At 53.0% G+C, this 13,133-nt stretch carries 11 protein-coding genes; 8 read left to right on the plus strand and 3 right to left on the minus strand.

Going from position 1 to position 13,133, the window contains the following annotated elements:
* Positions 1-141: 141 nt before the first annotated feature.
* From GmarT_RS04040 to GmarT_RS04070, 7 genes are all read left to right on the plus strand, one after another.
* Positions 142-1,173 (plus strand): DUF1559 domain-containing protein, encoded by a 1,032-nt coding sequence (locus GmarT_RS04040; RefSeq protein ID WP_002644201.1) that lies wholly within the window; start codon positions 142-144, stop codon positions 1,171-1,173.
* Between the two features lie 112 nt (positions 1,174-1,285).
* The gene (locus GmarT_RS04045; protein WP_149302439.1) at positions 1,286-1,798 is read left to right on the plus strand and encodes a carboxypeptidase-like regulatory domain-containing protein; all 513 of its coding nucleotides are present in this window, start codon (positions 1,286-1,288) and stop codon (positions 1,796-1,798) included.
* A gap of 353 nt (positions 1,799-2,151) precedes the next feature.
* Entirely contained in the window at positions 2,152-3,642 is a 1,491-nt protein-coding gene (locus GmarT_RS04050) for a leucine-rich repeat domain-containing protein (protein WP_002644199.1), read from the plus strand.
* Positions 3,643-4,423: 781 nt separating this feature from the next.
* A complete protein-coding gene (gene metE, locus GmarT_RS04055) occupies positions 4,424-6,742 on the plus strand; it encodes a 5-methyltetrahydropteroyltriglutamate--homocysteine S-methyltransferase (protein ID WP_002644197.1) in 2,319 nt (772 codons plus the stop codon).
* Between the two features lie 132 nt (positions 6,743-6,874).
* Positions 6,875-7,879 (plus strand): ABC transporter substrate-binding protein, encoded by a 1,005-nt coding sequence (locus GmarT_RS04060; protein WP_002644196.1) that lies wholly within the window; start codon positions 6,875-6,877, stop codon positions 7,877-7,879.
* Positions 7,880-7,903: 24 nt separating this feature from the next.
* Positions 7,904-8,941, plus strand: coding sequence for a FecCD family ABC transporter permease (locus tag GmarT_RS04065; protein WP_002644195.1), 1,038 nt, complete (start codon positions 7,904-7,906; stop codon positions 8,939-8,941).
* Positions 8,942-8,955: 14 nt separating this feature from the next.
* The gene (locus GmarT_RS04070) at positions 8,956-9,732 is read left to right on the plus strand and encodes an ABC transporter ATP-binding protein (RefSeq protein WP_002644194.1); all 777 of its coding nucleotides are present in this window, start codon (positions 8,956-8,958) and stop codon (positions 9,730-9,732) included.
* Positions 9,733-9,751: 19 nt separating this feature from the next.
* Here GmarT_RS04070 and GmarT_RS04075 read toward each other — a convergent pair whose 3' ends face one another.
* Positions 9,752-10,072: a Dabb family protein gene (locus GmarT_RS04075; RefSeq protein WP_002644193.1), complete on the minus strand. Its 321-nt coding sequence runs from the start codon at positions 10,070-10,072 to the stop codon at positions 9,752-9,754.
* Positions 10,073-10,392: 320 nt separating this feature from the next.
* Here GmarT_RS04075 and GmarT_RS04080 point away from each other — a divergent pair, with 320 nt between their 5' ends.
* On the plus strand, positions 10,393-11,316 hold the full coding sequence (locus tag GmarT_RS04080) for a hypothetical protein (protein WP_002644192.1): 924 nt from the start codon (positions 10,393-10,395) through the stop codon (positions 11,314-11,316).
* A gap of 28 nt (positions 11,317-11,344) precedes the next feature.
* Here GmarT_RS04080 and GmarT_RS04085 read toward each other — a convergent pair whose 3' ends face one another.
* Both GmarT_RS04085 and GmarT_RS04090 read right to left on the minus strand, forming a co-directional pair.
* Complete coding sequence (locus tag GmarT_RS04085; RefSeq protein WP_002644191.1) at positions 11,345-11,662, minus strand: hypothetical protein; 318 nt, start codon at positions 11,660-11,662, stop codon at positions 11,345-11,347.
* A gap of 84 nt (positions 11,663-11,746) precedes the next feature.
* Positions 11,747-13,120 carry a DUF420 domain-containing protein gene (locus tag GmarT_RS04090; protein ID WP_002644190.1) on the minus strand — a complete coding sequence of 458 codons (1,374 nt, stop codon included), beginning with the start codon at positions 13,118-13,120 and terminating at the stop codon, positions 11,747-11,749.
* Positions 13,121-13,133: the final 13 nt, after the last annotated feature.

The raw sequence follows: 13,133 nt of genomic DNA on the forward strand, positions 1-13,133 counted from the left end.
TGCGGCACGTTCTTTGCGTAACTGTGTGCTGGAACACGGTGCTCTGTCCCTCTCCTGTTGAAGACCTCTAGACGAGCCTCACGTTGAAAGTCCTCTTGCATCATATCATTCACTACTACACCAGTACATCAGGACAAGAACATGAGTTACTTGTTGGAAAATAATTCCGTTTGCCATTCCAAAAGGCCCAAAACAACTTTGAGACGCTCCCGAGGCTTCACACTGATAGAACTGCTGGTAGTCATCGCAATTATTGCCATTTTAATCGCATTGCTGCTCCCGGCCGTACAACAGGCGCGCGAAGCAGCGCGCCGTTCCTCCTGCAAGAATAATATGAAGCAGCTTGGTCTGGCTCTGCACAATTATCACGATGCTCACACCAAGTTCCCCTACTCGAGTGCCAACAATGCCATGGTCTGGACGCAGGCCGGAGATCCGATTCTGAATACATCCGGTTGGACACTGCTGCTGCCTTATCTGGAACAGTCTGCTCTTTATAATCAGTTCAACTTCACCGCAGCCCAACGCAACAGCACGTTTAGTGGGTGGTCTTCGACGAGTGCGGGAACAGTGATGGGGGCGTCTGCGGACATTACCGCTAATATGGAACTGACAAAAAAGATCATCGCCGTTTTCAATTGTCCGAGTGATGACAATAACCAGACCTACAATGCAGTGTCTCCCAACTACGGCTGTGGTGTCTCAGGAAGTGCCATGACCAACTACGGATTCAGTGTCACCTCCGGCACAGGGCCCTGGGCGTTGTGGCGAGATGAAGGAAGTACCACGAGAGCGCTCTTCGGGGAGAATTCCAATTCCGATATTGCGAAGATCAAGGATGGCACCAGTAATACCGTCATGGTCTGTGAAACGACTCGACAGGTGCGGGATGGAACCGGTAACTACTGGGGATGTAGCGTCTACGCGGGAAATGGCGTCAACCTTGGCCACAGCCGCGGAATCAACTACTGGCTCTGTTGTTCCTGGACTCCTCCAATGACGGAACAGCCCGGCGTACTGGGATCTTACAGTATGCCCGGAAGTGCCCATGTCGGAGGTTGTATGATCCTGCTCGCGGATGGTGCAGTGCGTTTTCTCAACGAGAACATCGATGCTTCGATCCGCACCAATCTCTCCCGAATCAAAGATGGCCAGGTGATCGGTGAGTTCTGATTAGGGTATTTGTTTTCCGGGATGTTCCCACGCTCACGGAGGTGGAAACCCGTGAGCGGCGGATTCTGCTCCTTTTAATCAATCCTGCTTCTTTTATCTCTGGTGGAACAACATGAGTGCTTGCTTAGATACGACGCGTCAATTGACTCGAGGAACTGCGATACTTTTCACAGTCATGCTTACTTCGCTTTCCGGTTGTGGGGGTTCGGATTCCGGTCCCGACATTGATATGATTCCTGTTTCGGGAATCGTGGCGATGGATGGTCAACCGCTTGCCGGTGCGATGGTGGAATTTCATCCCACTGGCGGAACAAAAGGGAATGGAGGATTTGGCCTGACCGATGAGGCAGGCAAGTTTACTTTGACTGACTATCATTCAAACCCGGGTTGCCCTCCGGGAGAATACGGCGTGACCTTCTCGAAGCTCACACTACCGGACGGGTCTCCGATCCCTCCCGATTCTCAACAAGGTGGGGTCGGGATGAAAGAACAGATTCCCCCAGCCTATAACCTGTTCAAGCCGCATGCGATCGTCCAGGCAGCCAAAGTCAATGCGCCGGAATCGGAATTCGAGTTTAAGATCGACTCAAAATTCAAGCCCCCGCGTTCGTTTTACCGGGAGTAATGATCGAGTCTTAAGGTGTGTTTGAAGACAGTAAAGGGGCAGGACTAATCCGGTTCACTGACCTGGGACTGATTCGTCCGCGATAAGAAAACAAGGCACCCTCGCAGGGACCACCAACCGGTGGTCCCTTTTTTTATGCACGGTGAGGGGCTGAGAGAAATTGGCCGACTTGGATTAATTATTGCTGCTGTCGGTAAGGAGAAGTGGTATACTGATGGATGTTGAGTTTTGCAGACCGATTTTGAGGGAATAAAAATACAAACAGCAGATGGGCCTGGAATATTCTGTCCTGTAGATGATGAATTCAAAATGTGATCTTCGTTTCGCATGTTTTGGGAAGGCGAGAGACAGATATGAATGACGAGCCATCACTCCCGGAAGAGGCCAGTCAGATGCTGGCCCGGTTGGGGAGTCAAATCGAATACACGGCAAACGAACCCAATGGTCTGGTCAACCTCATGAATTCGGAAGTTGCGAATGAAGACCTGCGTCATTTAATCTTCTATCCTGGCTTCGAAGCGTTGATTCTGGACAATACCAGCATCTCTGATGCGGGTCTGAACTTCATTGGTGAAATGAGAAATCTCGAACGCTTGGGGCTGTACGACACACTCGTATCTGATGACGGACTGAAGCCGTTGCTGAAGCTCTCCAAGCTCGAAAAACTCAATATTGCCTGTGCGCCTGGTTGCCTCTCCCCCGGACTGCGGCCGGTACCGGCTGCTAATGTGAGGCGAAACCAGATCACAGACCGGGGGCTGGGTTATCTGACGGAGCTGTCTTCGCTGCGCAGCTTGAACCTGCAGGCAACGCGCGTTACCGACGCGGGGTTGTTGCAATATCTTCCGGAATTGCCGCGTTTGCAGCGATTGTCGCTCGCCTGTCTCGACATCACAGACGCAGCGCTATTGGCACTCGAAAGTCTAGCCTGGCTCGAAAGCATCAACCTGGGGCACACGGCGGTCTCCAACGAAGCGATTCTGAATCTTGTGGGAGCGAAGGCGTTTTCGCTGCGCCGATTGAATCTATCCAATACGGCGGTCAACGATCAGGCGCTGGCAGAGTGTCTGCCAGATTCCCAACTCAATAAACTAGAGTTGAGCGACACCGGCATCACGGATGCTGCCTGTCAGTCCTGCGTCGAATGTGAATGGCTTACCGATCTCTGCCTGAATTTCACAGACATTACGGATGACGGGGTTCGCCACCTGGCAAATTGCGGGCACTTGCGAAAACTGGAGCTGTTTAAAACGAAGATCACCGATACCAGCCTGGTGTGGCTCGCGGACTCCGGTATCGAGGATCTGGGGCTCGGCTTTACAGCGATTACCGACGCCGGCATTCCCGCCCTGACTGACTTCCCCGCTCTGGAAAGCCTGGATCTGCAAAAGACATCGCTCACAGACAAAGGGCTGCGATTTTTGAGTGAGGCGACCAACCTGAAACAACTGCAACTGGACAATACCGAAATCTCTCACGCGGGGATTGAATTCTTACTGTCGCTTCCCCTGGAATCGCTGTCGCTGAATCCCGGAATTGACAATGCCGGCTTGAACACACTGGTGCGTCACAACTCTTTGCGAAATCTGGCAATCTGGAATTGCAATGTGACAAACTGGCAGCCGCTGATGAAGCTGGAGCTTCTCGAGGTGTTACTGATTGACGATTCCGTCACCGACCTGTCACCATTGAGGGAACTGGACCAGCTTAAGTATTTGCTGCTTTGGGGAGACCGTTTTTCTCCGACCGAGCTTGCCAGGTTGCGTCTCTCACTTCCCCAATGTCAGATCAGGACGTTTCCATTATGTTCCTGCGTATTAAGCGAGTTCTGGTGTTTATGCTGAGGAGAGGATGAGGTCTTGATTTCCGTGTGTTTCGTTCCGTTCGTTATTTATAAAAAATTGTCAATCATGCTGCAGAAAAGCGCATTGGCTTGCCACGAGTACAGAGGGCTCTATTAAATGGTCGGGAACCGGTTTCTGCGATTTGTGTCATGAAGTCAGGATTCGTCGATTGACCCAATGACTGTTTTGACTGATTTTCAAGTTGACGAAATAGCCGGCGGCTGTTACTCTCTGGCCTTGGAATTGCGAACGCGCTGTGATTGCGGGTTTTCTTCCAGCGTCCTTTTCGTTTTCACAGGAAAACAGGTATGACCCTTTATATGCAGCGTGTGCACTGGTGTGACCGGCTGTATGTCTCGCCCGAATACAGACGGGTTGGAGACGCCGACGAATCTGACATGCCCCGGGTCTGAAACGGACACTGCCGTTGCGCGCCTGCTGTGATGCAGGCGTCTTTCACTACGCGAGTACTATCAGAGTTACTCTGCGCAGATGCCTGGCCTGCTGCGTTCTTTGATTGGAAGAACGTCTCTGCCTGCGCGCTGCCAGCTGGCTCTGTCTCAACGCCGTGTCCTGTTTTGGACCATTAAACTCATCGACCCCCTGGTTGTTTTTATCACGGTTTGTGAACACGCTCCCGGTCTGCGCACCACTTGCGCCTGAGTTGCGGAACACTTCACAAACACGTTTACGCTACCGGTGCGCACACCCTCTGGAGACGGTATGCGCACCAAAGTCTATTTAACAAACCTGTTCATTTAAAAATAAAAGGAGCCTCTGAATGGCTATTGCTACGAATCTTGGATTTCCCCGTATTGGCGCACACCGTGAACTGAAAAGAGCCGTCGAAAAATTCTGGTCAGAAAAAATCAGCGAAGCAGAACTGCAGCAGATCGGTCGCGGCCTGCGTGAAACAAACTGGAAACTGCAACAGGCAGCAGGGATCGAACAGATCCCTTCGAATGATTTTTCTTTCTATGATCAGGTGCTGGATACGACGGCGCTAGTCGGTGCGATCCCGGCCCGATTTCAATGGACGAGCGACGCCGTTGATCTGACTACTTATTTCGCAATGGCGCGAGGCGGAAAGGGGGGCAAATCGGTCAACGCGACTACTGCCGGTGTCGCCGCCCTGGAGATGACCAAATGGTTTGATACCAACTACCATTACCTCGTCCCCGAGTTCAAACCCGATCAGCAGTTCCAGCTGGCGTCGACCAAAGTCATCGACGAATTCCTGGAAGCGAAAGCGCTGGGCATCGAAACCCGTCCTGTCCTGCTGGGCCCGGTCTCATTCCTGCTGCTGGGGAAGTCGGGGACGGCTGACTTCGACTGCTTAAGTCTGCTGGAGCGCCTGCTGCCCGTGTATGCGGAAGTGCTGACCCGCCTGTCTGCCTCCGGGGCAACGTGGATTCAGATCGACGAACCCTGTCTGGTTCTCGATTTGACGGCGGAACAGCGAGTTGCCTTTCAGCGGGCCTACGATCAGCTTTCGATCATCCCCGGTGGAATCAAGATCGCGTTGACGACTTACTTTGGTCCCCTTGCGGAGAACCTCCCGACCGCCGTTTCACTGCCGATTGCTGCATTACACGTTGATCTGGTCCGCGCTCCCGAGCAACTGGACGACGTGCTGGAACAACTGCCGGCGGAAGTGGCGCTGTCATTGGGCGTCATCGACGGTCGTAATATCTGGAAGAACGATTTCGAACAGTCGCTGGCGTTGATTGAAAAGGCCGTGAACCGGATTGGCGCGGATCGAATTCTGATTGGCCCTTCCTGCTCGCTGTTACATTCACCCGTCGATCTGGAAAACGAAACCGATCTGGATTCCGAAATCCGGCAGTGGCTGGCTTATGCCCGGCAGAAGCTGGCAGAAATCTCTATTCTGACTCAATGCGTGAATGCAGGGAGAGAGAGTGTCGCAGACGCACTGAGCGCAAATCGGGCTGCGATGAATGCCCGCCGTAATTCGCCGCGCGTGCATCGTCCGGAGGTGAAAGAACGCAGTGCCGCCGTGACCGAACCGATGTTAACCCGCAAAAGTCCCTATGCAGAGCGTCGCGTTTGGCAGCAGAAGACGTTGCAACTGCCGCTGTTTCCCACAACGACCATTGGTTCGTTTCCGCAGACGGAGGAAATTCGCAAGGCGCGAGCCGCGTTCAAGAAAGGGGAATTGACAGAGTCGGCTTACGAACAGTTTCTGCAGGCATGTATCGCCAGTGATATTGAGTACCAGGAATCGGTCGACCTGGATGTGCTCGTGCACGGCGAAGCCGAACGGAATGACATGGTGGAATATTTCGGCGAACAGCTGGAAGGCTTCATTGCCACGAAAAACGGCTGGGTGCAGAGTTACGGTTCCCGTTGTGTGAAACCGCCGATCATTTTCGGTGATATTTTGCGCAAGGGACCGATGACGGTGAAATGGACGAAGTACGCGCAGTCCTGTACCGGGAAACTGATGAAAGGCATGCTGACCGGGCCGGTGACGATTCTGCAATGGTCGTTCGTCCGCGATGACCAGCCTCGCAGTGAGACCTGCCAGCAGATTGGTCTGGCGATTCGTGATGAAGTGCTGGACCTGGAAGCTGGCGGCATTCGGATCATTCAGATTGACGAGCCGGCGGTCCGGGAAGGCTTGCCTCTGCGTCGTTCCGACTGGCACGCGTATCTCAAGTGGGCGGTCGACTGTTTTCGCCTGTCCGCAGCAGGTGTGGAAGATGAGACCCAGATTCACACGCATATGTGTTACTCGGAATTCAATGATATCATTGAGGCAATTGCTGCCTTGGACGCCGATGTGATTTCGATTGAAACGTCGCGGAGTAATATGGAACTGCTGGATGCATTCGTTCAATTTCACTATCCCAATGAAATTGGACCGGGCGTATACGACATTCATTCGCCGCAGGTGCCGACGGTGGAATGGATGGTTGATCTGCTCGAAAAAGCATTGAAGGTGCTGGAGCCGCGACAGTTATGGGTGAACCCGGACTGTGGACTGAAGACCCGCAAATGGGACGAAGTCAGGCCCGCCTTACAGAACATGGTTACCGCAGCCAAGACGCTGCGTGCCAAACTGAATCTGAAGGAATGATCCTGCCGACAAGGACAGACGCCTGTTTGTGTTTAGCCCTGGAATGACTGAAAACGGTCATTCCGGGCTGATTTTTACTGAATCAGCGTCTGCCACTTCCAATTTGAGAAAAGATTCGATACCAACGAAGTTATGAATACCTGTTTAAACAGACTGTTCCTGTTGTTACTCTTATCGGGAGTGACCGCAGGCTGCCAACCCGAGGCGACCAGCCCGAGTTCCGCGCAGGCGGTGCAGTCTGAAGTGAAAGAGACGCGAGAGCCCCTGATCTCCGTGGCGTACCCTGTCACGGTGACTGATTATCGCGGGCAGGATGTCACGATCCAGTCACAGCCTCAGCGGATCATTTCACTGATGCCGGCTCACACGGAAATTCTGTTTGCGATCGGTGCGGGTGAGCAGTTGGTGGGGTGTACGTCTCTGTGTAATTATCCTCCGGAAACCAAATCGTTGAAAAAGATCGCGTTTGCCAATCCGGGCAGTATCAGCCTTGAAGCACTCGTGGAACTGCAGCCGGATCTGATTATTCTCGGCGGCGATTATCATCGACTGCTGGCAGAGCAGCTGGAGAAAATCAAGGTGCCTGTACTCTCGTTTGAGTCACAGTCGCTGGCGGATATCGAGAAATCGATTCTGGGAATTGCGAAAGCCACCGGGCACACGGATCGCGGAAAACAGATCATCCATCAAATCAAGGAGGACATCCAGGCGATTCAGGAACGGGTCAAACCGTTTCAGGAACAGGGTCGCCCGCGCGTGTTTTATCAGGTCTGGGATCAACCTTTGATGACGGCGGGGCCCGAGTCATTCATTGGTGAGCTGATCACCCTGGTGGGCGGGGATAATATTTTCGGTGACTTGAAGATTGCTTATCCCCAGGTCAGTGAGGAGACATTGGTTGTGCGCAATCCCGATGTGATTCTGCTGCCGGGACTCAAAAATAATCCGCAGGCAGATGCACGGCAGGCAATTGCTACTCTGAAACAGCGTCCGGGCTGGGACAAAATGAACGCCGTGAAGAATCAGCGGATCTATATTATTGAGGATGACCTGATTTCGCGTCCCGGGCCGCGGGTGGTGCAGGGGCTTCAAAATGTGGCTCAGGCATTGTACCCTGAAGCATTCCCGAAACCCTGACCTTCTGAGTGGGCGCTGCCGTTCATGCAACCTCGCATTCCATTTCTGACCTGGCGTTTCCTGCCTTTACTGGCGGGCTTGTTGATTGCGCTGCTGGTGGGAATCCATTTCGGAGCGGTCTCCCTTTCTTTTGAACAGATCTGGCAGGGGCTCTGGCATCCGGCAGAGGAATCGTACATCAATACGATACTCTGGCAGATCCGTCTGCCTCGCGTGATACTGGCGGCTTGTGTGGGAGGGGGACTGGCGGTCGCCGGTGCTGCTTTTCAGGGAGTGTTTCGCAATCCCCTGGCGGATCCGTTTGTAATTGGTGCCTCCAGTGGTGCGGCCCTGGGAGCCACGCTCGCGCTGCTCTGGATCGCGGGGAGTATTACTGTCATTACCGCGACCTGGCAGATCCCGTGGCTGATTCTGGCGGCGTTCGCCGGGGCGCTGCTCGTCGTCTGTGGTGTGTTTCTGATCGCTTCATTAAGCAGCATTGGTCGAAGTGCACCGCTGCTGACATTGATTCTGGCGGGAATGGCGCTCAGCAGTTTTACCGGCGCGCTCGTCTCGCTGATCATGTTTCTGAACCATGAAATGCTGACCACCATCTTCAGCTGGCTGCTGGGCAGTTTCTCTGGCAGACATTGGAATGAAATCGTGATGGCGGGACCTGTGATTCTCTGTAGCGGAGCATTGCTGTGGTTACTGTCGCGTCCGCTGGATCTACTGTCGTTTGGTGATGAGACTGCCCAGACGCTGGGTTTATCAATTGCAAAATATCGGATGCTGATTCTGGTCGCCGCGACATTCTGTACTGCGGCCTGTGTCGCTGTTTCAGGGGTGATCGGGTTTTTAGGATTGATGGCGCCGCATATGACACGCATTCTGTCAGGCCCTCGCCATGGACTGCTGATTCCCGGCAGCTGTCTGTTGGGAGCGACACTGATGGTCATCGCTGACACGCTGGCGCGGACGGTGATTGCACCGGCGGAAATTCCCGTGGGGGTTGTGACGGCGCTGATGGGCTGTCCGTTTTTTCTGTTCCTGCTGCTCAGTCGCGGTCAGCAGTCCGGTTAAGAAGGGGAACGAGCATGAATCCAATCGAACTGGAAAACGTCTCCTGCGGATATAACCGGCAGGATGTCTTAAAGCAGGTCTCGCTGGGGATTTCACCGGGAACCGTACTGGTACTACTGGGCCCGAATGGTTCCGGCAAGACCACGTTACTGCGCGCCCTGTTTCACCTGGTGGAAATCCGCGAAGGCAGCGTGCTGATTGAAGGGGAGTCGCTGGTTCAGATGACGCGCAAACAGGTGGCGCAGAAACTGGCGCTGGCACCACAGCTGGAATCTCCACAGTGGCCGATGACGGTCGAAGAAACCATACAACTGGGCCGCAGTGCCCATCGAGGTTGGGTTCAGCCGTTTCAGTCAGAGGATACGAGCCAGGTGGAAGCTGCATTGCAGCAGACCGGACTGACGGAATTACGTCAGCGAAAGATCACGGAAATATCTGGCGGGGAATGGCGACGGACTTTGATCGCGCGCGCCCTGGTACAACAGACAAGCGTGTTGTGTCTGGATGAGCCGACGACGGGACTCGATCTGAAATACCAGGTCGAGATTTTAACACTCATTCGCAATCTGGCACACGAGCGGAATCTGACCGTCATCCTGACCATTCATGATCTGAATCTGGCCAGCAGCTTTGCTGACCAGATCGTGTTACTGGACAAAGGGGAGATCGCAGCGATCGGCACGGGGGCCGAAGTCCTGACGGAAGCCCGCCTGACGGAAGTCTATCAGACACCGGTCAAAGTGCTGCCGCATCCCGAGTATCAGACGCCTCTGATTGTCCCGGTGTTCTGAATTGGATCGCGCTGTTTGATCAGCTGGTGACATAACTGTCAAAGACCTGGACGTTGGCCCATTTGTCTTTGTTTTCAGAGATAAAGGTCAGGTGGTCGGCGGCTTCCTGATATTTGTCGTGTGAGTCTTTGTTGTCGAAGACCACGTTCAGAGCCACGTGATATTCCTGATTATTCACCGGCCGTTGAAACTCGGTACCACGGACCCCGGCGGAAAAGTAGAGTACGCCCGGATGGTCCTTGAGATACAGGTGACAGGCTTTCACCATGGCCTCACTGGCTTCAGGGGAACCGTCTTTGAGGGTGAAATAGACCATGTGTGCCAGTGATGCTTCTGCCATGTTCATGTCCTTTAGTCTCGTTGAAATGAGTTAAGTGCTTGTTATTATATGGTTTATCGGCTCTGTCTTTGTCTGGGAGCCAGATTCCTGCTTTCCTATCTTCTCAAAATGTGCTCTGAATGTCACGACATCCGGGGGGCAATGAATTTCGTAAATTATGAAATATAAAATAAAGCGACTTTAACGATTATGCCGATAAATGAGAAAGGTGGGTTATTCGTTCCGGCTGATCCTGTAGAGCCAGTGTCTCAGTTTGACTGAAACGGGAACGAAATCAAAGGAGTGCCATCCAGCACACTTAGTAAAAAAGGAGTTTTTCGATGTCCCCCTGGATTCGAAATAGTATTGTAGTTGCTTCGCTGTTCCTGATTATGACCAATGATAATTCCGCGGATGCTCATATCTTCCAGCGGTTATTTAACCGTGGAGGCTCGGCTTGCAGTTATCCACAACATGGCCGCTGCGGTCACCGTTGTAAAAAACTGGCCCGCCGTTACTTTCGGCGTTGTGCTCCCGTGACTTCATGCTGTCCGGGCGTGTGTACTCCTCCTCCGCCACAGATCTGTTACCAGGATGTCATTTGTACCGAGTATCGAATGATACCACGAACGACTACAGTTCCCGTGACCACTTATAAGCAGGTGACCGTGGATGAAGGCTGCTGGCAGCGCGTCTGGGTTCCCAAGATGGTGACCAAACAGATTCAATGCACCCAGTACCAGAAACAGACCAGCTATGTCAAAACTCCAATTCAGGTCAGAAAACGGGTCCAGGTGACAGTGCCACAGTCCACATGCACTGACTGCATGAACGGGCAGCCTTCGATGATGAGTCCATCACCATCCATGCAGCCTTACGTTGTGCCTTCCACACCGGCACCATCCAGTGCTCCTGTTCCCACGCCGATGTCTAATACATCGCTGGACATGGGAGCCTACCCGACTCTGGCTCCGACAATCAGTGCACAACCGGCGACAGGCTGGGGCGGAAACGGAAGCAGCGGACCTGCCTTCTCAAGCATGGCTGCGACGTTGCCACCCAGTCCGGCTGTTTTACAGGTTCCCAATCTGCAGACCAACTCAGAATGGCAGACAATTCCTTCCCAGAACTCGTATGCCAGAACACAGACTGCCGTTTCCAGTCAATCGACTTATGATGATTCTCTGTCACGCACTGCATCAGCCAAAGGCGCTTTTGTGCCCGCTCCCTCGGCAGCGACCGTCTGGAATACCGTTCGTCGCTAACGCTTGAAAGAAGCGACAACGCGTTCAATCATTTCGAATCAGACATACCGGAATCGGCATCACTTTGATGCGGGTTCCGGTTGTTTTCGTATTGCTGGACCGTTTCCTGTTCGCGTTTCATCATCTTGAAAAAAGCAACACCGAAGCCGGAAAGCAGCATCGCCGGCATTGCCAGCATGAATGCAATGCTGTACATGTAAGCGCGGGGCTTGGAATTATCCGTTTCGTTCAACTGTTTACACATCGGACAGGCCGCAGCCTGACTGATCACAGCAGGCGTGGAGAAGACCCCCAGCAATGCGGCTGTCAGAACACAGGAACGAAGGAATGAAAATCGCTTTAACATGTTACGAACCACTTTAAAAAAAACATGAGATGCTTCTATTGTAACAGATCAAGGGGCCGGTTCCAGCCGGTTTTAACCTGATTTTCAGGCGGCTCCCGGCAAATGATAGAGCATAAAATAGATCACAACTCCGGTGATGGAGACATACAGCCAGATCGGAAAGGTGATTTTGGCGATTTTTCGGTGGGCTTCCCACTGCTGTTTCAGACCACGTCGGATCGTTACCCAGGCCAGCACAGGGACAGCCGCCGCAAGCACTACATGTGTGATCAGAATGAAGTAGTAAATAGGGCGGATCGCACCTTCTCCACCAAATTTCCGGGATGCGGTTCCCGTATAGCTTTGTAATGCGAAGTGATACAGCAGGTAAAAAACCAGGAACAGAACGGACGTCGCGAATGCGGACAGCATCGTTTTTTTGTGCTTCTGCTGTTCTCCATGTCGAATAAACCAGTAACCTACCATGAGTAGAATGGTGGCCAGGCCGTTTAATGTGGCGTTGACTGCCGGCAGCTGGTAGACCCAGTCCGGCGCTGTTTTAACTGTTTCCCCGGTATCCGCTTCTGCTGCAGGTGAACCGTCTTCCGTTTGCGCCAGCAGATTGGTCACGATCGGAAGCAGGGGCGTGCTCAGGGAAATCATGCCCGCTTTGGCGGGTGTTTTCGGTTTGGCTGCTTCGTCTTGCTTCGTGTTCTCGGGGGAATCCGGTTGCTGTTCCTCCGGTTTTTCTGTGTCTGGTTTCGGCTTTTCTTCTTTGACGAGCTTACGAACTTCCCGTCTGAGTTCTGCCATCTCGACATCGTCAACCGCATTGTATTTTCCCAGCACGCGTCCGTTTTTATCAACCAGCATAACGTTGGTGGTGTGGATGACTTCAAAGCCTGGCTTGCGGGCGGGACCCTTATTTTCCTCAACCGGCATCAGAAAACTTTTTTCAATCAGGTGAAAGATCTCATTTTGATCGCCGGTGAGAAACAACCACTTTTCCGGATCCGCACCGACCGATTCTGCATAACGGGATAAGACTTCGGGAGTGTCATTTTTGGGGTCGACGGTAAAGGTTACCAGGCGGAAGTCCAGGTCTTTCAGATCTTTCTGCAACTGATAAAACTGGCCGGAGACGCGCGGGCAGGGGCCTGCGCAACGCGTGAACACAAAGCAGGCGACCCAGGGTTTGCCCAGCAGGTCTTCTTTGGTCACGGTTTTCCCACTGCGCTCGGTAAGGGAAAAATCGTCGATGCCTGCTTCTGGCCAGATGGGCGTTTCGATTTTGAGTGCTTCGGTCTCAATCTCTTCCGCCGCTTTTTTCTGAGCGGCTTCACTGGCTTTCATCTGTTCCAATGCGAGGTCACGTTGTGTTTTCAGCTTCCAGGTGGCGAACGCGCTCACAGCGACGAGTACCCAGAGCAGGATGATCAGAATCAGCGGGATGCGACGGTTTCGTTTTGTCTCGGTCATTTTAATTCTTCAG

It is taken from the genome of Gimesia maris (assembly GCF_008298035.1).
Taxonomy (GTDB): Bacteria; Planctomycetota; Planctomycetia; order Planctomycetales; family Planctomycetaceae; genus Gimesia; species Gimesia maris.

Coding starts and splice junctions, on each gene's coding strand:
- GmarT_RS04040 (WP_002644201.1), top strand. CDS start 142: ATGAGTTACTTGTTGGAAAATAATTCCGTTTGCCATTCCAAAAGGCCC.
- GmarT_RS04045 (WP_149302439.1), top strand. CDS start 1,286: ATGAGTGCTTGCTTAGATACGACGCGTCAATTGACTCGAGGAACTGCG.
- GmarT_RS04050 (WP_002644199.1), top strand. CDS start 2,152: ATGAATGACGAGCCATCACTCCCGGAAGAGGCCAGTCAGATGCTGGCC.
- metE (WP_002644197.1), top strand. CDS start 4,424: ATGGCTATTGCTACGAATCTTGGATTTCCCCGTATTGGCGCACACCGT.
- GmarT_RS04060 (WP_002644196.1), top strand. CDS start 6,875: ATGAATACCTGTTTAAACAGACTGTTCCTGTTGTTACTCTTATCGGGA.
- GmarT_RS04065 (WP_002644195.1), top strand. CDS start 7,904: ATGCAACCTCGCATTCCATTTCTGACCTGGCGTTTCCTGCCTTTACTG.
- GmarT_RS04070 (WP_002644194.1), top strand. CDS start 8,956: ATGAATCCAATCGAACTGGAAAACGTCTCCTGCGGATATAACCGGCAG.
- GmarT_RS04075 (WP_002644193.1), bottom strand. CDS start 10,072: ATGGCAGAAGCATCACTGGCACACATGGTCTATTTCACCCTCAAAGAC.
- GmarT_RS04080 (WP_002644192.1), top strand. CDS start 10,393: ATGTCCCCCTGGATTCGAAATAGTATTGTAGTTGCTTCGCTGTTCCTG.
- GmarT_RS04085 (WP_002644191.1), bottom strand. CDS start 11,662: ATGTTAAAGCGATTTTCATTCCTTCGTTCCTGTGTTCTGACAGCCGCA.
- GmarT_RS04090 (WP_002644190.1), bottom strand. CDS start 13,120: ATGACCGAGACAAAACGAAACCGTCGCATCCCGCTGATTCTGATCATC.